Below are 21,060 nucleotides of genomic sequence, written 5' to 3' on the forward strand. Positions count from 1 at the left end.
AACGAAGTCGACATGATTGCCGACTGCCTGCGGAGCGTCGACTTCTGTGCCGAGATCGTGGTGGTGGATTCTGGTTCGACCGACGGCACGCTGGAATGCATCGCGGACTACGTCGCGAAAGGCTATCCGATCCGCCTGTTCCACAACGACTGGCCGGGCTTCGCCAGGCAGCGGCTTTTTGCGCTACAACAGGCCACGCAGCCTTGGTGCTTGTGCATCGAGGCAGATGAGCGCGCCGACGCTGAGCTGAGGCAATCCATCATCGAAATTACAAGTTCGGGCAGAAACAATACCGATGGTTGGTTCGTCCGCCGTCGCGACTACCTGAAAGGTTACGGCTACGCCCACCGCTGGGTGGCACACAATCGCATCTTCCGCTTCTTTCGCCGCGACAAGGCGACAATGGACATTGCTCAACGCGTCCACGAGTCCTTCAGAGTGCCTGGCCGCACCGCTCTGATCGAAAAGGGGATGCTGCTGCACCGGCGCGCGACCTCGCTGACCGAGGATCTGAAGCGCACGAACTCCTATTCGTCGCTCAAGGTCGAAGCTCAGGTCGAGCAGGGCGACAAGCCCAGCATGTCGCGGCTGGTCTTCTCGCCCTGGATCAATTTCCTGAAATTCTATGTCGGCAAGCGCTACTTCCTGTGCGGCCGCTACGGCTACGTCCATTCGGCGATGGTTTTTCTCTATTCCTACGTCACCGAAGCGAAGCTGTTCGAGGCCCGTGAGAATTCCAAGTCATAGCGATTTGCGTTCGAAGTGCTCAAACTTTCACCTGCTCTGGTTCGCCAAGGGTTTTCTTTCAGGTTACAGGAACCGGTTGCGCTGCGAAGGTCACTTGGTGCTTGTCACATAGTTCATTGGATCCTAATGGTCTCGCTCAACTCAGGCTTGCAGGTTGGAGTTGGACTTCGCGGTTGGTCAAAGAGAGACATTGTCCTTCAGGATTTCTGAAGCGGATGTTGCCAGGTTCGTTGAGTTGTCGGGTGATACAACTCCACTTCCTACTGATGAGCAATTTGCCGTCTCCGCAGGGGTTTAAAGGGGGGTGGTTCACGGTGCACTGCTGTGGTGCGCCTATCCCAGTTTGTTGGGATGACGTTTCCACGGCAGCGCCACGATCGAGCACGTCATCCGAGCGGCAATACAGCGATCGAAGGCTCCGCTCAAAAGAACTAGTGGCGCAGCACGGCTTTAATCAGAAAAACGTCGCCAAGTGGCACAAACAGGCCTTTGTCCACGATGCGTCGATGAGCCCGAAGACTATGCGCTCGATTGTGCTAACCGCTAAGGAAGAGGCGATCGCCGTCGCCCCCGCGCAAGCTACACTGCCGCCTCTGGATGATTGTCTCTGTTCCTCGACGGATACAATTTCGCCAGGCGGTTCAAGACTTTGCGCGGCCTTACACCCTATGGGGCAATCTGTACTGCATGGGCCAATCAGTCAGACCGCTTCCGCCTAGAACCTGTCCATTTGACCGCGGAACTGACACCTAGAGCCGCGGCTCCCCCGGAGAGGAAGCATCATGATGCAATCTGGATCGTCTGATAAGCGATGCTTCGAAATCCAAGAAAAAGCGGTGAATGCCCCAGCACGATCGCGAAGAGAGCGTATCGACTACTTTCAGTTTTTCTGAAGAGAAGCAAAATTCCGCCCAGTGGCAACCGAAATCGCGAGGAGCAAGACCAAAAGAGCACCAAGGACGAGGAGGCGCTTCATTTGTATTTTCGCTACAATGTCGACCTGGATAGGAGAGTTCGCCTTAGTTGGGGTCTGTTTTCCGATAGGTGCGGTATCGAAAGGCAGAACGATCTGAACGTTCGAGGGGAGGGGAGAATTTGTTGATAAGGTGAATTGAAGCGATTTGACGTATGCTAATCGCTTTTCCAGATTAGCTTTTTCTGAGGTCTCCCATTGTGCTTGGATCGCCTTGTGGCGCTCCAGCACCATCGCAATTAAGTCCATCACACACTGCTTCGCAGCGTTGGGTGTGTCCATTATCGCGGCAATTTGAACCACACGACCATCTGTTCTAGACGGTGTAAAACTAGTCGCTGCTGCTACGGTGTCTTCCGCCAATGGGGTGGCGGTCGTTCTGCAGGATTTTTGGGCTGAAGTAGTATACGAAGCCGTATCCCTGAGGGACCCCAGTAATTGGTCCTGCGTTTCGATCCATTCAGTTCCATTTTTGCCGATCTCGACCATTCCTTCCGCTTGATATCGATTCGGTACCGAGTATTGATAGAAAAAAACAGATGTTAGTAGGGTGGCAATTAATAGCAAGACTATCCACCATATCTTGCTTATAAAAATGAAGGCTCTTTTCACGAGATTAAGATTAACTGAAAACTCGATTGAAGGCACTTCTCTCGGGTTGCTCATTTCCTATCCTTGTCGGAACTCTATTTTCTTTGTGTGGAAGCTGCGGATTGATACTTAATCTGCGATGGTTCTTTTTTTAACAAAAATTCTTGTATTCGTAAGACCGTACACGAGCAGGAGAAAAATGAGAAATCTCCATAGGCCCAGTCCATTGTAGAAATAGTTCTCGACGCTTGAGACGGCAAAAATCATAGGGAGATAAATCCCCGCTGGTGAAATCTCATCGGCGCTCCCAATTTGGGCAGAAGAATAGCACAAAACCATGCATATAGCGATCAGAGCGCTTCCTAGCCAGCCAAAATCAAACAACATGGATGCGTAAAGGGTCTCATAGAGCCCAGCAAATGGGTTGGTTATCAGTATCTCCTGCAATGTGGCAGCGCGGTCGCATTTAAAAACCACACACCATTGATCATCTAGATAGGGGGTGGCCCCTAGGAAGCCAAAAGCCTCCGCTGAAATAAGGTCAGCCAACACGCCTATGGAGTGCGTTAGATACTGCCCCAGGAAAACCAGAGGGAAGAGGAAGGGTGCATTGCGGCCTATTGCGTCAAGTGTGGCATCGCTGATGCGCAGGTGATCCATGAGCCAGGAATGTTTGAGCGTGTTGCGCCAATCCCAACCGACTGTCGTGGTGTCTAGGGATCGCGCCCGTGTTTGCCAATCGAACAAAAAAACAAAAACCGTTAGTACAAATAGTATGACCGCTATCGATTTGAAGGAGATTAGTCTCTTGCGGGTGCAAAGTATGTGAAATAAGATCACAAATATAGGGGCATTTCGAGTTCCCAAAAAGATAAAATCTATAATCATAACAATCGCAAACATCGATAGAAATGCTATTCTATGGTATTTTCTCAATTCGGCAAAGCAGAGAATTATAGAAAGAGGGTAGAATAGCATCGTTACAGCTGAGTATAATCCGCCTCCTCCGAGATTTTGATTTGCCCTTGTCTCATATAAACCGACCCTTAAAAAGCTTACTATGTATTCCCCCCTGCTGAGAAATATAACGGAAAAAAAGGAAACAATATAAAGCGTACTAAATAGAATTGGATCGATTCTAGGCCAGCGGGTTGCCTCGTTCGTTGTTGAAACTATGAGTAGTAGAGAGCTGGCGCTGAGCGCTCCTACCATCAGCCAAACAATATTCTGAAACAGTGAACCATTGGCGATCAGGTTTAGGTGGACAAATTGCACTATCAAAATAGCCAGAAGGAGCGCTAGACAACGATTTATGAAGATCCAAAAAGGAATGGGTTTGTAAATTTCCAATATACCGATCCCTGTTTGTTGGCTGCTATAATTCGTCTGGTCTCTAGCGGTAGGTAAGGCGAACGAATTAAGGCGTTCTTTTTCGCGAGAATCGGTAGATGTAGAGAAGCATGCTCGTGAGACCGGTGCAATATACGGCGCTTAAACCGTAGGCGGCCCCAAAGGCACCCCAGTGGCCAATGGTGAAATATAGTGTAGGCACGCTCAGGACAAGCATCATAATGTTGATTTGGGCAATAAACGCTACCTTTCGCATGAATGTAAGAATGGGTGTCATTAGCCCGAGGAGACTTGCGATCAACGCGGCCATGACCACCGGTTGCAAGTACACCTCGACTCCTGCGAAGCTCCGGTCGACTAAGTGTGGCAGAACGAAAATCAGCAAAGGGGGGGCAATAAAATAGAATAAAACGGCCACCGCCGTCATCATAATCAATCGTTGAAGGATCTGGGAAAGCTGTCTTTGGCCAAGATCCGCCGGCAGTCTATAGACCCATGCCTCCCAAACAGGCAGAATTGGACCGAAGAATAAACCGACAACTGCGGAGATTTGCACGGCAACGCTATATAGGCCTAGCTGTTCAGCTCCGACGAATTTTGCTATGAACAGCCGGTCGATTACTAGAAGCCAGTATCCGATCAAGCTGGACACCAGTAGAGGCAGGCTGAAGCGCAGCATTGCCTTCATTGACTTCCAGTCGAACTCCCAGCGTAACGCAAAGTCGCGACGGAGGAAGAAGAGTGAAATCGGAAAGGCTGCGATCGCAACAAGAAGTTCGGCCCAGGCACGAGCGCTCCATCCTGGGATGAATGAGATAAGAAAGAGATAAGTCAATCCAAAAGTGGAGATGGTAACCGTCAGTCCCCACAGTCCATATAGAAGAGGGCGGTTCGTAAGCTGCAGTAAATTGTGCAAAATTACGGATTGAAAGCGAAAGTAGGATAGAAGCATCACTAAATAGTACCATTTATAAGTAAATTCGCTATAGTGGTTTAGGTGTTTTGAGAAGGTGAATATTATTATAAATGAAGAAACGGTTGCCAAATTTGAGAATACAAATGCTGTTGATAGGTGAGTTGGAAATTTTTCTATATTTGTTGCATAAGTTCTCTTTAGCGAAGCGTTGAGTTCGAGCCTAAGAAAATTGCTTCCAAACATGCAGGCTATATTAAAGATGGCGAGAATGCCATAATCCGATGGCGTCATATATTTAGTGAATATAGGAAGCGTTATGACGGGGAGTATTGCTGATACTATATTGAATATAAAATATACTGACGCGCTTTTTATGTAAGAAGATCTGGTTATTTTTTTCATAATTCAGATGAATTTCTTGACAAGGGATTCGAATTGTTCACTGCAGTCGGAATTTCTTGGAATATAAATGTATTCGTTGACGAATTCTTTGTAGTTATCGCTAGGATCTATTTCGGGTGGGTTGTTGATACTGGTATTGATGGCGTTTTGTAGCTGGCTCTTGTCGTAAGCAAAGCGTGCTAGATGGAAAACTGCAGAGTTGCTTGCGGGGTACATGACGTCCTCACCGCGGTCTTTGCACTCACCCCAAGCCGGTAAGACAATGTTTGACCTTGCCATAGCGGCTTCTACTAGAGATAGTGAGTTATATCCAATCACTAGGCGAGAATTTGGCAAGGCGGAGAACAGGTCTATCTCGTGGTCGCAAACCAAATTCCCGGCTGAATCCGAGCCTAACAGGGCTCTGACCTTCATTGTGTCATCAAGGTCTTTCGTTTTGACTAGGAATTGAATCGGACTGTCTCGATGAGACTTAGCTGCAGCAGAAAATGCGTGAAGCACATCAACAAAGGTTGTATCGGCGAAGTAGCCTTCGGTGAACGTCAGGAGCGTGATTAGGGGGCGTTGCTGCATTGGCTTGCTTGTATCTACGTCTCGCCAGGCATCGAAGCGTGGCAGGCCTGTAATAACGACCTGGTCTCGACGGCACACTGTACCCACTTTCCTCAGGACAAGCTCAGTAGACGGACCCGCTACTGCGATGGCGGCTCCATCAAAATGATAACCTGAATTGCGGTACCAGCTTTCTACTATGTCGCACGTTTTTGGAATAATTGGATGCTCTCGTGATAAGACTATAAATGGAATGTTTAGTATTTTGCAGGCTTGCTTAAAACCTGCATCCTGCCAGTAGTCGAAATTGGCTGAGAGGACTGCGCGAACTTGACTTTTTTTTCCCGCAAGTCGAATTAGTTGCAGGGCATATTGTGTACTTTTGGTGAGAGCTTCGGTTTTTCCTGGGCCGTCATACTTTTGATAGAATGTTTGTATCTGCATTGGAGCAGGGGTCCAAGACATTTGAAATCGTGTAAAACCAGCCGTTATCAGAGCGTAGCTGAATTCTGTCCTCCTTCGCAGTTCACGGATGTCCTTGATGAAGGACTCACGTGACAGGCAGAGGATCAGCGGACCACTTTTGGTATCTCGATCAATGCTCAAGTTTGTCAGTCGAGCGGCTACCTTTGGGCCACCGCTTCTGATTATCGTCGCGGCGATCGGTGCCCACAGTCTGGAAAGAACACCATGTCTTAGGTTTTTCAAAAGCCCAAAGCTGCTCAGGTTCAACATGCTATGCTCGTGCCGTCATATCTTGGGGTTGAGGGGAATGCGCTGTCACGGAACTGTACCAAAAAAATAAGCAAAGGAGGCCGGTGTGGGTTCAATCACTTTCCTCGCGCTCTATCTCGAATGAGTTTAGCCTCCGGTTAGGCGAAATATTTAAGACTGACAACGCAGGCCCGCAATTGCACAGGTGGGGGGCTAACTTGATACGGATTGAACAATGCCACTAGTCCTCTCCAAAACGGGCGCGACGGTGGAAGCGCTGTTACAAGATTGTTCGCAAGCGGTATTCAAATTTTAACCGTCTGTTGCCGTGGCATGAAACGATTGCTAGTAACTAGCTATGAGTTTTCAGCAGGTTGTCTATCCGGTCCCTCCGAGAAAACTGAAGCTTCGTAACCTCAGCTTTCCCGGAGGGACCGGATAGACAACCTGCTGAAAACTCATAGCTGGGCAATTTCACGCTGGCGGTCACGGGTTCGTCCCGCCGCTCAGGCATTTGAATGCAATCAACGCTGGCTCAAATCCGCCAATCGCAGCGCTAGAGATACTTCTGGACCTTCTTGCCTACTTTCAAGAACCGCAGCGGATCGATGGCATCGCCGTCATGCCGCACTTCATAGTGCAGGTGCGGGCCCGTCGAACGGCCTGATGAGCCGGTCTGGCCGACGACATCGCCGGCTTTCACGGCTTGGCCTACGGCAACGTCCACGCGACCGAGATGGGCGTAGCGCGTGGTGTAACCCTGGCCGTGGTCGACCTCGACCATGCGGCCATAACCACCATTCCAGCCGGCTTTCGTAACTACGCCGGGTGCTGTGGCGCGGGCGGGCGAGCCCAGCGGAATGCGGAAGTCCATGCCGGAATGCAGTGCCGCAGTGCCGAGCAGGGGATCTGTGCGCACGCCAAATGGGCTGGTTACGGCGCGGCCTGGTGCCGGATTGGCGAGCGGTAATCGCCGCGCCTCCTTGCGAAGGTGATCGAGCTGATCGAGTGCCTCGTCCAGTTCCTTGACCTTGGTGTCAAACAGCGACGCGCGGTCGACCGGCACGAGCGGGCCGCCGACGTCGGTTTCGTCCTTGCCGAAATCATCGTCGACCGGGAGGCCGGCGGCCTGGAGCGCCCCCTTAATGGCGTCGGCATTCTCGTAGGTTGTATCGGCAAGTCGGGTAACGCGCTGCAACTGCTCGGTTTCGATCGCCTGCAGAGACTGGTTGATCGCCACGAACAGCTTGTCGGCGCGGTCTGCGGACGAGGCGTCCGCGGGCAGGTCAGCGCGGGTAGACCAGTGCGAAAAAGCTGGCGTTTGCGAATTGCCCAGGCTGGCCAAGGTGGCAAGTTCTGGTATCGCCTTGTCGCCGACGAGGGCTGCATGATCTTCCGACTTGGCCTGGTCAGCAGGTGCGGCGGCCGGAATCGGATTTTGCGGTTCAGGGCTGATCGTCTCAAGGGTCTCGGCGCGTTCGAGGATGGGGCCAAGCCGGCCATGACGTTGGCTGAGCTGGGTCTGTCGCGCCAGCAATTCGCCGACCTTGGTTTCCATCAATTGCTGATCGAGCAACTGCCGGCTGGTGATTCGGTCCACTTGAGCGCGTAGGGCTGAGATGCGGTCCTCATAGGCCTGCTGCATGCGGGCTTGGCGAGCGGTCGTCGCCCCAATGAGATCGTCGCGGAAAACGAGATAGGACGTGGCCAGCAAGTAGCCGATGACAACTGCGGCAACGGCTGAACCGAAGCATGCAATCATCCAGGGGCGGACTGTGAAGTGCCGGATCTCATCGCCGCGGGCAATGATGACCGTATGCGGCTCCTTACGCCTGCCGAACACCGCCGACTGACCGTTTGCGCTCACCGAACCAGGCTTTCGTTTGCTACCCCAACAATGCCCATTAGGCACTTGTTATGGTTAATAAAGCCTTGCTTCATGGGAGCTATGCAGCTCAATGGGACGAGCAGACATAGTTGGGTACTGGACGCAAGGGCGCCCAGAGAACCTAGAGAGCTTGCACCGCTTCCAGAACCGCTTCGGCATGGCCCTTTACCCGTACCTTGCGCCAAATGTGCGCGATACGGCCGTCGCGCCCGATCAAAAACGTGGCGCGTTCCACTCCCATATAGCTACGGCCATACATCTTCTTTTCCACCCATAGATGATAGGCTTCGATCACCTCGCGCTCTTCGTCGGAGGCGAGATCGACTTCCAGCGCGTGCTTGGCCTTGAACTTGTCGTGCTTCTTTACGCTATCGGGCGAAAGCCCGATCACCGCAGCGCCTGCTTTCTCGAAATCGGATTTGAGTTGCGAAAAGCTGATCGCTTCGTTTGTACAGCTCGGCGTGTCATCCTGCGGGTAGAAGTAGAGAACCACCGGTTTGCCAGCGAAATCGGAGAGCTTGAAGCTGCTGCCGCCGTCACGAGGAAGGATGAAGTCGGGCGCAACATCGCCCACATTGAGATCGGTCATAACCACGCCTTTGTTTGAACCTAAGCGCCGAGCCACGGTGTCCGCGAGAGATAACTTCGGCGGCATCGTGCGTGACCCTCAATAAATTGGCGCGCGATGGAAGGCAAAGCTGGATTCTGCTTTTGCCGTTCGCGCTTTGCATTGGCTCGATATAGTGTCGGCGAGGAATCGTCGGCCACCGAGGGCTGAAGACGGAAGACTAGGTGAATCAGGAAGTCCCGAGGCCCGAGAAGATCCGGTTCAGGCGCGATGAGATTGCCGATCTCCGCACCCTGCCATCCGCCAATGCCGTGCCGCCACTCGGGCGCGCGAAATTTCGTCGTAGTGCGCGGCTTCTGAGCCGTTTTTTATTCGGCATTGGCCTGCTGTTTGTCTTGGTCGTAGCGGGGATTTATGCGATCGGCGCCACCGGCGTTGGCTCGGAACGCTTGCGGCAGGCTGCAGAGCGCGCCATCGAAGGGATGGCTGGCGTCGATGTAAACGTAGCGGTTGGCCCGGCCAGCATCACATTGGACAAGGCAAGCTTCCTGGCGCTCCAGGTGCGGGAGGTAAAGCTGACCGCCAATGATGGCAGGCCGATGGTCGAGGCCGGCCTCATGCGCTTCGGCGTGCGGCTCGCCCCACTTCTGTCGGGTGAGGTGCAGCTAACCAGCGCCCGGATTTCCGATGCACGTATTTTCGCGGATGCGATGCCGTCGCAAGGCAATAGCGAGTGGACGGCAACGTTGCGTAACGCCGATGGGCTTATTGATCCCGACAAGGTGGTCGATGCGGTTTTCGGTGCGGTTCACCAGTCCCTTGACGCCATTCGCCTGGATTCGATCCGCTTGATCGACCTCGACAATGTTGCGGTGGTCCTGTCGAAAACGGGTGACATGCAGTTGGTGACGATCGCCGACGCGACCGTGGAACAATCCGGCTCATCCGGCGTCAAATTCTCCTCCAAGCTCGATATCGATGGACGGAATCTAACCGTCAATGCATCGGCTGGCCGCGACGCGGCGGCGCGCAAAGTGACTGCGCTTCGGGCTGACATCACCGTCGATCCCATAAACGCCGATTCGAAGTCGGTTGGGCAGGCGAGTGGCAATGTCGGTGCGGTGGCGTTGCACTTGGAAGGCGCGGAAGGTGAGGGTGGCGTACAGCCACGGCTCAGTCTTTCTGGCTCGTTGGCGGGTGCTGTGCTTGATCTCGGTACGCGCGGTATGCTGCCTGTCGACGCCAAGGTGAAGGCGACGTTGGTGCGCGGTTCCAACAAGATAGGCATCGATGGCCTCGATCTGCAGGTTGGTCGCTCGGACTTCGACATCGAAGGTTCGCTTGGGCCGAAGCCCCGCCAGGGTACCGCTGGTGATGAACCGTCCTATCGTTTCGACCTCGTCAGCAACAAATCGATGCTGGCGCCAGTCGACTCGTCGGAACCGGCGCTCAACTTCATCGGGCGCATTGCTGGCGAATACCAGACGGTAAGCCGCAAGCTCGTCGTTCCGACAATCGCGGTCCGATCGGGTGCGTCCGGCGAGGTGCTGGGCAATGCAGCCGTGGAATTCGTTACCGGGAAGGCACCTGGTGTCTCGATGGCCCTCAACGTCCACGACATGCCTGTTTCGCACGTCAAGCAGCTCTGGCCCTGGTTCTCGGCGCGCGGCGCCCGCGAATGGGTATTGGAGAATCTGTTCGGCGGCAAGGTCGTCGAAGCCAGCTTGCAGTACCAGGTGGCGCCTGGGCGGGCGGGAAACGGGGTTCCGCTCGACCGCAACGAGGTGTTCGGCCGTTTCCAGCTCGAAGGGTCGCGCTTCGACACCGCTGGACAGATTCCGCCCATTCGCGATGCGAATGGCGTGGTCGAATTCCACGGCAACGATGTCGACATCTCGCTGTCGAGTGGCACTGTTTACATGCCGAGCGGTCGTTTGGTGGCCGCAAGCAACGGCACGCTCACCGTCAAGAATGCCAACGTCCCGCCTGTCATAGGCGCACTGAACATCGATGTCGCGGGCAATGCCGATGCTGTCGCCGAACTAGCTTCCTACGAGCCCATCAACGCGATGCGCCATGTCGGATTGAAGCCGGACGAGTTGTCGGGAACCGTCACCGGCAACGTCAAGGCGGATATACCGCTGCAAAAGGGCATCGACACGTCGAAGCTCGGTTGGCTGGTGTCGCTGGACTACGAAGATCTCGCTATCTCCAAGCCGATCGACGACCAGTTGGTCACCGACGCCGATGGCAGCGTCGTCGTCAACCCAAAGAGTGCGACGGTGAAGGCGGACGCGCTACTCAACAATATTCCCGCCGAAATCGCTCTGGTCGAACCGCTGGAAGTTGACGGGCCGCCGCGCTCCCGTCAGGTGACGCTGACGGTCGACGACAAAATCCGTCAGACTTTGATGCCGGGCCTCTCTGCCATGCTTTCCGGCACGATGAAAATCGAGCTCGACAAGAGCGACAACGCCAACCAGGACGTTGTGGCCGACCTGACCAATGCCAAGCTCAGCATTCCCTGGGCTGGATGGAGCAAGGGGCCGGGTGTGCCGGCTACCGTTTCCTTCACCATGGAGAAATCCGGATCGATCACCCGGCTCAAAGACTTCGACCTTGATGGCAAGACTTTCGAGGCTCGCGGCGCCGTAGAGCTCTCCGACGGCGATCTGGTTTCCGCCAACCTGTCCCACGTGCAGCTTAACCGGGGCGATGACGTCGCGGTCTCCATCAAGCGTTCCGGCAAGGGCTATGTGGTGAAGGTGAACGGCGAAGCGCTGGATGCACGTGCACTGGTCAAGCAGTTCACCTCGGATACCGACAGTGCCACAAAGGGTACAGGCGGCGATGCGATCTCGGTGACCGCCAACGTGAAGGCGCTCACGGGCTTCAACGATGAAGTCGTGTCGAACTTTATCCTCGACTACAGCGGCGCGGGATCGAAGGTGAATGGGCTGGCGGTGAAGGCACAGGCCCGCTCCGGCGCGTCTATTGATGTATCCAACAACACCGCAGGTGGCCGTCATACGCTCGATATGAAGTCGGCGGATGCGGGCGCGGTGCTACGGTTTCTCGACATCTACAAACATATGGAAGGAGGCGCGATCGCCGTTGCGCTGTCTGGCGCGGCAGACGGGCCGATGCGCGGCACGGTCGATGCCCGCAACTTCCAGATCGTCAATGAACCCAAGCTGGACTCGATCGTCTCAACGACACCGGCCGGCGACAAACGTTCGCTCAATCAGGCAGTGAAGGCCGATATCGATACCTCGCGCGTGCAGTTCGAGCGCGGTTATGCGGAGATCGTCAAGGGCAACGGCTATCTCAAGGTGGCGAACGGTGTGCTGCGCGGCCCCCTGATCGGTACCACCTTCCAGGGCACGCTCTACGACCAGAACGACAATATGGACATGACCGGCACCTTCATGCCGGCCTATGGCATCAATCGCATCTTTGGCGAATTGCCACTGGTTGGCGCGCTGCTGGGCAATGGCCGAGACCGTGGCCTGATCGGCGTAACCTACCGGTTGAAGGGCAGCGCCAACAAGCCCGACCTGCAGATCAACCCGCTGTCGGTGATCGCGCCCGGCATCTTCCGCTCGATCTTCGAATTCCGGTGAGGTCGGCGCGCTTAGACCGGCCGCACCAGAATGTGTTTTTTCTTGCCGAGTGAAAGCTTTAGTACCTTTTCCGGACTCAGATCTTGAAGCGTTACAGAGCGCCGGTCGTCGGTAATGGCTTCGTCGTTGAGCCGCACCGCGCCGCCCTGGACATGGCGTCGCGCTTCGCCGTTGGATGCTGCAAGCCCGGCCCGCACCACCAATGCAAGAAGGCCTATACCGGTCTCCAGTTCAGAGCCTGCCACCTCGATCGACGGCAAATTGTCAGCGAGCGCGCCTTCCTCGAAGGTTTTGCGCGCCGTCTCGGCAGCCTCTTGCGCCGCGGTGCGCCCGTGCACGATGGCCGTCACTTCGGTGGCGAGGATCTTCTTGGCCTCGTTGAGCTCGGAGCCGCCAAGCGCTGCCAGCTTGGCGATCTCGCCAAGCGGCAGGCGCGTGAAGATCTTCAGGAAACGGCCGACATCGGCATCCTCGGTGTTGCGGAAATACTGCCAGAAATCATAGGGGCTGAAGAGATCGCCGTTCAGCCAGACCGCACCTGAAGCCGACTTGCCCATCTTCTCACCGGAGGATTTGGTGAGCAGCGGCGTTGTCAGAGCGTAGAGCTGTGGTCCTCCCATGCGGTGGCTGAGATCGACGCCGTTGATGATATTGCCCCACTGGTCGGAGCCGCCCATCTGCAGCACCGTTCCGTAGCGCCGGCTGAGTTCGGTGAAGTCGTAACCCTGCATGATCATGTAGTTGAATTCGAGGAACGACAGCGACTGCTCGCGGTCGAGCCGAAGCTTCACGCTGTCAAAGGACAGCATGCGGTTGACCGAGAAATGCCGGCCGACATCACGCAGGAATTCGACATAGTTGAGCTTCAGCAGCCAGTCGGCATTGTTGACCATGATGGCGGGGTTCGACCCGTCATAGCGCAGGATGTTGCCGTAGACCTTCTTGATGCTCTCGATATTGGTCTCGATCTGCTCGATGGTCAGCAGCTTGCGCTGCTCGTCGCGGAAGGAAGGATCGCCCACCATCGATGTGCCGCCACCCATCAGCGTGATCGCCTTGTGGCCGGTTTCCTGCAGCCAGTAGAGCATGGTGACGGTGATGAGGTTGCCGATATGGATCGAGGTCGCCGTGGCGTCGTAGCCGACATAACCGCAGATCTGGCCCTTTGCGGCCAACGCGTCGAGCCCTTCCGGATCGGAGATCTGGTGGACGAAGCCACGTTCATCGAGAACGCGCAGAAAGTCGGACTTGAAGGCGGACATGACAGGATTCCGGAAAACAACGAGAAAACAGCGCTGCCCTTGGGGGCGCTGCTTCGGGCCTTTAGCATCGCCGGGCCTGGAATCACAAGAATATAGGTCAAGAATGCCCCAATTCTGCGCAGTCGGTCTGATAAGCGGCATCTCGATGGACGGCTCGACCTCGCTGCCGGGAGGCTGTGACAGGCGGACTGATCACGCGTCCGTGAATGGTGTTGGAGCATCTCGCATGCTTGCCACGATCTGGCCGCTGGCGTAAGGAAAGCCCGCGTTCCGGTGGACGCGCCGCCGTTCCAGAGCACGCGTCGGGCCGACCGCGTCGCTCGACATCCGTGAAGCTGTTCCGGCCGATCTGATTGCCATGGCGGACGCCTTGATCTCCATCGTTATCCCAGGCCGCAACGAGGCGGCCAACCTGCCTCTGCTGATCGATGAGATCGCAGCCGCCATGAGCGGGCGTGATTTCGAGGTGATCGTCGTCGATGACGGTTCGAGCGATGACACTCAGCCGGTTCTTGCCGCACAAGCAGCCGCGCGGCCGTTTCCGGTTCGTCACATTCGCCATGAGAAGTCGTCCGGCCAGAGCCTCGCCGTGCGTTCCGGTGTCTGGGCTGCGCATGGCGACATCGTCGCCACCATCGATGGCGACGGCCAGAACGATCCGCAATACATTCCCATCCTGGTCGATGCGTTGCGCGATGCCGGGCCCGAGGTCGGCGCGGCGCAGGGCCAGCGCCTGAAGCGGCGCGACAGCAGGGCCAAGCAACTCGCCTCGCGTTTCGCCAACTGGCTGCGCAATGCCATCCTGCACGACCAGACCCGCGATACCGGCTGTGGGCTGAAGGCCGTGCGTACCGAAATCTTCCGCAAGATTCCGTTCTTCGACGGTACCCACCGCTTCGTGCCGGCGCTTGTCATCCAGGAAGGCTATGGCGTGGTGCATCGTGACGTGGTCGACCGCTCGCGCCGTCACGGCAAGTCCAACTACGGCATCTTCGATCGTGGCCTGCAGGGGGCTGCCGATCTGCTTGGGGTTTGGTGGTTGCGGCGCCGGCGTCGGCGCATGCCAAGGGCAAGGGAAATCACGCATGGATAGTGTGTTCCAGGAATTGTTGACCTGGTTGCACGAAGTCTTCGTGCAGCAGTTCGACGGCTGGGTTCTGCTCGGTTTTGTCGCCCAGATGTTTTTCACCATGCGCTTCGTGGTGCAGTGGGTAGCATCGGAGCGAGCCAAGCGTTCGGTGGTGCCGATCGCCTTTTGGTTTTTCTCCTTGGGTGGTGGTGCCCTGCTTTTGATTTATGCGATCGCGCGCCGCGACCCCGTCTTTATCGCCGGGCAGGGGCTCGGCCTCTTCATCTACATCCGCAATCTCTGGCTGATCGCCAATGAGCGCAAGGCCGCCATGAGCAAGGTCGACTGACCTTGATGGGCATGGGCGTCCACGGTGGTTCAATCTTTCGATAGGGGATCAGGCGCGTGGAGATGACCCGGAGATATCTGTTTCTGTTTCTCTTCAGCCTCGTGCTTTCGGCATCGGGACTGGCCAGCCTGCCTGTCGTGGATCGTGACGAAGCACGCTTCGTGCAGGCCACCAAGCAGATGGCTGAGAGCGGCGACTACCTGGATATCCGCTTCCAGGAGGCATCGCGCTACAAGAAACCGATCGGTATCTACTGGCTGCAGTCGGCAGCAGTGGCGCTGAGCGGCGAAGGGGCCGACGCGCCGATCTGGATCTATCGCCTTGTTTCAGCTCTTGGCATCGCCATCGCCGCGGTTGCGACCGCCTGGACGGCAACCGTCCTGTTCGGGGCCAATGCGGGCATGGCGGCTGGCCTGGTGGTCGCTGCCATCTTTGCCACTGCATTCGAGGGGCGCATCGCCAAGACCGACGCCTTTCTTCTCGCCTGCTGCGTGCTCGCGCAAGGGGCATTGGCGCAGATCTATGTCGCATCGCGCCGCAACGAGCAGTCGGCGGCATATCTGCCCTGGTTGTTCTGGATCGCGCAGGGGCTGGGCATTCTCATCAAGGGGCTGATCTCGCCAGCCCTGTCCCTTCTCACCATCCTGGTCCTGCTAGCCTTTGAACGCGACGCGCGCTGGCTGTCGCGGCTGAAAGCCGGCCGGGGGCTGCTGCTGACAGCCCTCATCGTCGTACCCTGGCTTGCCGTGATCACCTGGAAGAGCGGAGGCGCCTTCTGGCAGGAAGCGGTCGGCAAGGATCTCGTTGGCAAGGTGGCCGATGGTCAGGAATCGCACGGTATGCCGCCAGGCTATTATTCGCTGACCTATTCGTTGTTCATGTGGCCATTCAGCCTCATCGCCATTGGCGCAGGGCTGGCAGCCCTCAATCACATGCGCGGTGACCCGCGCCTGCGTTTCTGTCTTGCCTGGTATATACCGTTCTGGATCCTTCTCGAACTGGTGCCGACCAAGCTGCCGCATTATGTGCTGCCGGCCTATCCGGCAGTCGCACTGCTGGTTGGTTGGCTGCTCACCCTGTCGCCGGAGCAGGCGGCCCTGAAACGCTGGCAGACATGGCTCTATTGGGCGACTGCCTTCGGTCTTGTTGTCGTCACACTCGGTATCGCGGCAATCGCCGTCGGTGCACCGCTCTACCTGACAGGGGCGTTCAATCCCTGGAGCATTCCGGCAGCCATTTTCGCACTCGCCGCGGGGTATCTAGCGTTTCCGCGCCAATCGCAGCTTTCGTTGAACCGTGTCGGTGCGGCTGCTGCGGCCGCAGGGGCGGCCTATGCCTTGTTGATCGGCCTCATCGTGCCGACCCTGACGCCGATCTGGCTGACGCCGCGCATCGTCGCTGCGATCCAGGAAAAAAAGCCCTGCGAGAATTCGGTTCTGGCATCTTCGCAATACCACGAGCCGAGCCTGATCTTCATGGCCGGCACCAAGACCAAGCTGACCGATACGCAAGGGGCTGCGGATCATCTGGCCACAGACCCGAACTGCGCGCTGGCTTTAGTCCCCGTTGCCGATGAGGCCGCGCTGCAATCGGCGCTGGCCGGTTCAGGCAAGACGGCAACGCGCCTGACGGAAATCAACGGCACCAACTACTCGTCCGGCGACAAATTGGCGCTCGGCCTCTACCGGGTCGCCAACCCTTGATCATTCACTAGCCAGACCTTGATGATCTGTCATGATAGCGTCACTCTACCGAAGTGTTGCTGCCACGATGTGGCGGAACTGGGGTAAGGGGCATATCATGAAGGATGCTGGCGCGCCGTCGGGGCCGCTCGTCCAGCGCATGCTTGCGCGCAGTTGGGCGAATACGGCCGGCACATTCGCCGTGATTGGCCGTCGCTTCCGTCAGCGGCCGGCCCGGTATGATCGCATATTCTGGCTGTCCTGGACGCTCGGCTGCAGCCTTCTGGCCGGACTGGCGGCAATCTTCCTGGATCGTGCCTCGGTTTGTAATTGGCCTCCTGCATTTAAAGCAGTGGCGGAAATGTCGACGCCTCTCGGTCTTGGCGAATGGTATCTCTGGCCAGCGGCTGGCTGGCTTCTGGTTGCCAACCAAATCGATTGGTCTCGCCTGGGGCGCAAGCAGCTTATGGCGGTCTATAACCGCACCTCGGTCGCGCTTTTCGTGCTCGTGGCAGTTGGACTGCCCGGTCTGCTCACCATCGTCCTGAAAATATTGATCGGCCGCGCACGCCCGGCGCTGTATGACGAATATGGAGCATTCTCGTTCCATGCATTCACCGTAAAGGCGATCTTCGCCTCCTTCCCGTCCGGCCACGCCACCACAATCGGATCGGTCACGGCCATCCTGGTGCTTTTTTTCCCCCGCGGGAAATACGCATTCCTGCTTCTTGGATTGTGGTTCGCCTCGACACGCATCTTCGTCGGCGCCCACTATCCCAGCGATACCATCGTCGGCTTCGGTCTCGGCTTCGGCTTAGCCGTGCTGGCAGCGATCGTTTGTGCCCGGCTGGGCTTCCTGTTCCGCTCGAATCCGATTGGGCTGCCGCGCTTGAGACGCACTGTCTGGTGCACGCCGAAAGCTGAGCGGACGTTAGGCTTGCAGGTTGCTCACAACCAGCCGGCAGTTCAGCACTAGGCTGCCAACTATCCTTGTTCCAGCCCACCATAACGACGCACTAGGGAAGCCATGGCAGGCGAGTGCGCGGCCACCTCGTGATCGAGACCTGCCGCGACGCCTTCCCGGTCGGCAACCGGCCGATTCTGGCTGACTTTCCATTTGCCGGTGATGTTTTCCACGGTGATTTCGAGCCCAATGATGCCCTTGATCTGCGCCTGGATGAACTCTGGCGGGGCATCCGTGACAGCCCAGGCCTGCTCGCGCCCGCCTTCCTGCTGCCTGGTGAGGTCGGCGATCTGCCGGGCAAGCCAGGCGCTGTCGTCCTTGATCTGCGCCGTTCCACGCACTTGCACTGAGGCATAATTCCAGGTCGGTACCACCTTGCCGGTTTGCCGCTTGGTTTCGTACCAGGACGGCGTGACGTAGGCATCTTCCCCCTGGAAGACGATCAGAACCTTGGCCGATGGATTGTCCGCAATCAGGCGCCAGTGCGGATTGGCCTTGGCCAGATGTGCTCTAAGCATGCCATGCTTGCCAGTTTCTCCATCGAGCAGGAAAGGGATTGGATCGGCGACAGGTCCGTCCTCGCCATTGGAGATCAACAGTCCCAGCGGATGCGCGCGGATCAGCCCATGCAGGACTTCGAGGCGCGTCTCGTTGAAATGTGGCGGTTGGTACACGGATCAATCCTTCTTTCGGGACGACCCTGCCGCCAACATGCCCAGCAAGCAATACGCCTGCAGGGATATAAGGCTGTCTCAGCCGAGTTGCGCCAGATGCAGCAGCGGGAAGGGTTTTCCCGAACCATCGAGTTCGGAACGCCCGACCTGTGTGAAGCCGCATTTGAGATAGAAGGCCAGCGCGCCGGGGTTCTGTTCGTTGACGTCCACCTTCAATCGCCCTTTGAGGGCAACGGCATGGTCGATCAGTTGCTTGCCGATGCCGCGCCCGTGGTGGGCAGGATCGATGAACAACATTTCCAGATTCACCCCGTCCAGTCCGGAAAATCCCGTGGCCCGGCCGTCTTCGCCTTCGGCGACATACACCTCCAACGCCGGTATGTACTGGTCGCGCAGCTGTGGCAGGAAGAACTGGATGTCCTCCTCGGTCAGGAAATGATGCGTGGCACGTACGGCGGCAAGCCAGATATCGACCAGGCGCGCGGTATCGCGCTTGGTATGAGGTCTGATCTTCATGTCCGGTCCTGCTGCCGGCGCCGGCAGTATGTTCTAGCGCAGCCGCTTCGGGCGCGGGTCGGCCAGTTCGCCGGCGAGACGGCGGTCGAGATAATCCGCGCATTCCTCAATCAGCAACTCAGCGTCATTGGCAAAGAAGTGGTTCGCGCCCGGAAGCGTCTTCTGAGTGATGGTGATGCCCTTCTGGGTGTGCAACTTGTCGACCAGCCCCTGCACGTCCTTGGCTGGCGCCACCTTGTCGGCATCGCCATGGATGATCAGGCCTGACGACGGGCAGGGCGCCAGGAAGGAGAAATCGTAGGTGTTGGGCTGCGGTGCCACCGAGATGAAACCTTCGATTTCCGGGCGACGCATCAAAAGCTGCATACCGATCCAGGCGCCGAAGGAATAGCCGGCCACCCAGCAGCTTTTGGAGTCGGGATGCAGCGACTGTACCCAGTCGAGCGCGGCTGCGGCGTCTGAAAGTTCGCCTGTGCCGTGGTCGAACTCGCCTTGGCTGCGGCCGATACTGCGGAAATTGAAGCGCAGCGTGGTGAAATTGCGCTTCTGGAACATGTAGAAGAGGTCGTAGACGATCTTGTTGTTCATCGTGCCGCCGAACTGCGGATGCGGATGCAGGACGATGGCGATCGGCGCGCTCTTTTCCTTGGAAGGCTGGTAGCGACCTTCAAGGCGGCCGGCCGGACCGGCGAAAATGACCTCTGGCATGAATAACTCCTGGTGTACGCTTTATGGCGTTTGAACAATTCCTGCTTCGGCCCCAATCCAAGCTTGACGCAAGGCGAGCGTCTACCTAGAAGCTAGTTTAGAACTGTTCAAAACTGCATGGCCGAGATGTAAGGCTCTGCCATTGCTGCCGCAAGCCGCGTAATAGGACGGCTGGCCTTGGAATTTCAAGGAAATAACGCTTCTCTTTGCGAGAGCGGGTTTTGAAGGGAAAACACCGGGTAAAATGGCCGAGCCTCGCGCCTATCTCGACTACAATGCCAGTGCGCCGCTGCTACCTGCGGCGCGCGTGGCCGTGGTCGCGGCACTCGATGCGGCAAATCCCTCCTCGGTGCATGCCGAAGGCCGTGCGGCGCGGCGCCTGATCGAAGACGCGCGCCGCGATGTGGCGGCATTGGTCAATGCCAAGCCCGACCATGTCGTCTTCACCTCCGGTGCCACGGAGGCGGCGGTAACACTGCTCTCTCCCGACTGGCGCATGGGTCGTGCGGCGCTGCGCATGGCGCACCTTTATGTTTCCAAGGCCGAACACCCTTGCCTGCTCAATGGCGGTCGTTTCACTCCAGAAAAGATCTCGCGCATTGGCGTGACGTCAGACGGTATCGTCGACCTCGGCGCTTTGGCGCTGGCGCTCGCAGGGCATGACAAAGCCGCAGGCCTGCCTCTGATCGCCATCCATGCTGCCAACAACGAGACCGGTGTCATCCAGCCGATCGGCGAGATCGCTACGATCGTGAAAGCGGCCGGCGGCGTGCTGGTCGTGGATGCGGTGCAGGCGGCGGGGCGCTTTCCGATCGATATGTCAGTGCCTTATGCCGATTATTTGATTCTCTCCTCGCACAAGATTGGCGGCCCGAAGGGCGTCGGCGCCATCGTCGCCGCTTCCGACCTGATGATGCCGGCCCCGCTAGTTACCGGCGGCGGCCAGGAGAAGGGCCATCGCGGCGGCACTGAGAACCTTGCCGCCATTGCCGGTTTCGGCGCGGCTGCGCGCGAGGCGCTCATTGCTCTTGGCGGTATTGCGGCGGTCCGGCAGCGGCGCGACGTCATTGAGGCGATCGTGACCGAACTGGTGCCGGACGCTGAAATTTTTGGAAAGCGCGTCGAACGCCTTGCGAATACGACGTTCTTCGCTATTCCGGGCGCCAAGGCCGAGACGGCGCAGATCGCCTTCGATCTGGCGGGTATCGCACTGTCGGCAGGTTCTGCCTGTTCGTCCGGCAAGGTCGGGCCGAGCCATGTGCTGAAGGCGATGGGCTGTGGCGAGGATGGTGGAGCGCTGCGCGTGTCGATTGGCGCCGCCACGACCGCCGAGGACGTCGAACGGTTTCGCAAGGCGCTGGCCGGTATTGCCGCTCGCCGCGCCGCGCGGGAAAGAGCCGCCTGAAGGCGGGAAGAATTCAGGCTTCGGCCTGGTAGAGCCGTGTGTTCCTGTTGGCCGGGTGTTTTCTTGGCCGGAGCGCACTATATGGAACTTACGCCGCCAAGTACGGC

General features: G+C 57.2%; 17 protein-coding genes and 2 pseudogenes. 9 read left to right on the forward strand and 10 right to left on the reverse strand.

What is annotated here, in order from left to right; genetic code table 11:
• From AO692_RS31425 to AO692_RS33840, 3 genes and pseudogenes are all read left to right on the forward strand, one after another.
• Positions 1-747 (forward strand): glycosyltransferase family 2 protein (locus tag AO692_RS31425; protein WP_152980044.1); only part of this gene is annotated, 747 nt, incomplete at its 5' end.
• Between the two features lie 491 nt (positions 748-1,238).
• A pseudogene (locus AO692_RS33835) lies at positions 1,239-1,355 on the forward strand (IS481 family transposase); the annotation flags it as partial.
• A pseudogene (locus AO692_RS33840) lies at positions 1,349-1,552 on the forward strand (IS481 family transposase); the annotation flags it as partial. The pseudogenes AO692_RS33835 and AO692_RS33840, both read left to right, overlap by 7 nt.
• Positions 1,553-1,627: 75 nt before the next feature.
• Here the strand turns inward: AO692_RS33840 and AO692_RS31430 are convergent.
• The 6 genes from AO692_RS31430 to bcp all read right to left on the reverse strand — a co-directional run bounded on the left by AO692_RS31430 (position 1,628) and on the right by bcp (position 8,722).
• On the reverse strand, positions 1,628-2,386 hold the full coding sequence (locus AO692_RS31430; RefSeq protein ID WP_054313985.1) for a hypothetical protein: 759 nt from the start codon (positions 2,384-2,386) through the stop codon (positions 1,628-1,630).
• A 54-nt stretch (positions 2,387-2,440) separates the two neighbouring features.
• Positions 2,441-3,661 (reverse strand): hypothetical protein, encoded by a 1,221-nt coding sequence (locus AO692_RS33035; RefSeq protein WP_152980045.1) that lies wholly within the window; start codon positions 3,659-3,661, stop codon positions 2,441-2,443.
• Positions 3,662-3,728: 67 nt separating this feature from the next.
• Entirely contained in the window at positions 3,729-4,979 is a 1,251-nt protein-coding gene (locus tag AO692_RS31440; protein WP_082407725.1) for an oligosaccharide flippase family protein, read from the reverse strand.
• Positions 4,980-4,982: 3 nt separating this feature from the next.
• On the reverse strand, positions 4,983-6,266 hold the full coding sequence (locus AO692_RS33040) for a hypothetical protein (RefSeq protein ID WP_152980046.1): 1,284 nt from the start codon (positions 6,264-6,266) through the stop codon (positions 4,983-4,985).
• A 535-nt stretch (positions 6,267-6,801) separates the two neighbouring features.
• Complete coding sequence (locus tag AO692_RS31450) at positions 6,802-8,112, reverse strand: M23 family metallopeptidase (protein WP_054313989.1); 1,311 nt, start codon at positions 8,110-8,112, stop codon at positions 6,802-6,804.
• A 142-nt stretch (positions 8,113-8,254) separates the two neighbouring features.
• Positions 8,255-8,722, reverse strand: a complete 468-nt coding sequence (bcp, locus tag AO692_RS31455) for a thioredoxin-dependent thiol peroxidase (RefSeq protein WP_054313990.1) — start codon at positions 8,720-8,722, stop codon at positions 8,255-8,257.
• A 203-nt stretch (positions 8,723-8,925) separates the two neighbouring features.
• Here bcp and AO692_RS31460 point away from each other — a divergent pair, with 203 nt between their 5' ends.
• Positions 8,926-12,324 (forward strand): DUF3971 domain-containing protein, encoded by a 3,399-nt coding sequence (locus AO692_RS31460; RefSeq protein WP_054313991.1) that lies wholly within the window; start codon positions 8,926-8,928, stop codon positions 12,322-12,324.
• Positions 12,325-12,335: 11 nt separating this feature from the next.
• Here AO692_RS31460 and tyrS read toward each other — a convergent pair whose 3' ends face one another.
• Positions 12,336-13,586, reverse strand: coding sequence for a tyrosine--tRNA ligase (tyrS, locus tag AO692_RS31465; RefSeq protein ID WP_054313992.1), 1,251 nt, complete (start codon positions 13,584-13,586; stop codon positions 12,336-12,338).
• A gap of 358 nt (positions 13,587-13,944) precedes the next feature.
• Between tyrS and AO692_RS31470 the strand changes: the two genes are divergently transcribed.
• From AO692_RS31470 to AO692_RS31485, 4 genes are all read left to right on the forward strand, one after another.
• Positions 13,945-14,679 (forward strand): glycosyltransferase family 2 protein, encoded by a 735-nt coding sequence (locus AO692_RS31470; protein WP_054313993.1) that lies wholly within the window; start codon positions 13,945-13,947, stop codon positions 14,677-14,679.
• Complete coding sequence (locus tag AO692_RS31475; RefSeq protein WP_054313994.1) at positions 14,672-15,004, forward strand: lipid-A-disaccharide synthase N-terminal domain-containing protein; 333 nt, start codon at positions 14,672-14,674, stop codon at positions 15,002-15,004. Before AO692_RS31470 ends, AO692_RS31475 begins: the two co-directional genes overlap by 8 nt.
• 62 nt (positions 15,005-15,066) lie before the next feature.
• Entirely contained in the window at positions 15,067-16,707 is a 1,641-nt protein-coding gene (locus AO692_RS31480) for a glycosyltransferase family 39 protein (RefSeq protein WP_152980047.1), read from the forward strand.
• A 97-nt stretch (positions 16,708-16,804) separates the two neighbouring features.
• Complete coding sequence (locus AO692_RS31485) at positions 16,805-17,662, forward strand: phosphatase PAP2 family protein (RefSeq protein WP_054313996.1); 858 nt, start codon at positions 16,805-16,807, stop codon at positions 17,660-17,662.
• A gap of 8 nt (positions 17,663-17,670) precedes the next feature.
• Here the strand turns inward: AO692_RS31485 and AO692_RS31490 are convergent, their stop codons facing one another.
• From AO692_RS31490 to AO692_RS31500, 3 genes are all read right to left on the reverse strand, one after another.
• Positions 17,671-18,324 (reverse strand): FMN-binding negative transcriptional regulator, encoded by a 654-nt coding sequence (locus tag AO692_RS31490; RefSeq protein ID WP_054313997.1) that lies wholly within the window; start codon positions 18,322-18,324, stop codon positions 17,671-17,673.
• Between the two features lie 78 nt (positions 18,325-18,402).
• Positions 18,403-18,840, reverse strand: a complete 438-nt coding sequence (locus AO692_RS31495; protein WP_054313998.1) for an acetyltransferase — start codon at positions 18,838-18,840, stop codon at positions 18,403-18,405.
• Between the two features lie 33 nt (positions 18,841-18,873).
• Entirely contained in the window at positions 18,874-19,548 is a 675-nt protein-coding gene (locus AO692_RS31500) for an alpha/beta hydrolase (RefSeq protein ID WP_054313999.1), read from the reverse strand.
• A 244-nt stretch (positions 19,549-19,792) separates the two neighbouring features.
• Here AO692_RS31500 and AO692_RS31505 point away from each other — a divergent pair, with 244 nt between their 5' ends.
• Positions 19,793-20,953: a cysteine desulfurase family protein gene (locus tag AO692_RS31505; protein WP_054314000.1), complete on the forward strand. Its 1,161-nt coding sequence runs from the start codon at positions 19,793-19,795 to the stop codon at positions 20,951-20,953.
• Positions 20,954-21,060 lie beyond the last annotated feature (107 nt).

The sequence above is a fragment of the Mesorhizobium sp. 1M-11 genome (genome assembly GCF_001303895.1).
Taxonomy (GTDB): Bacteria; Pseudomonadota; Alphaproteobacteria; order Rhizobiales; family Rhizobiaceae; genus Mesorhizobium.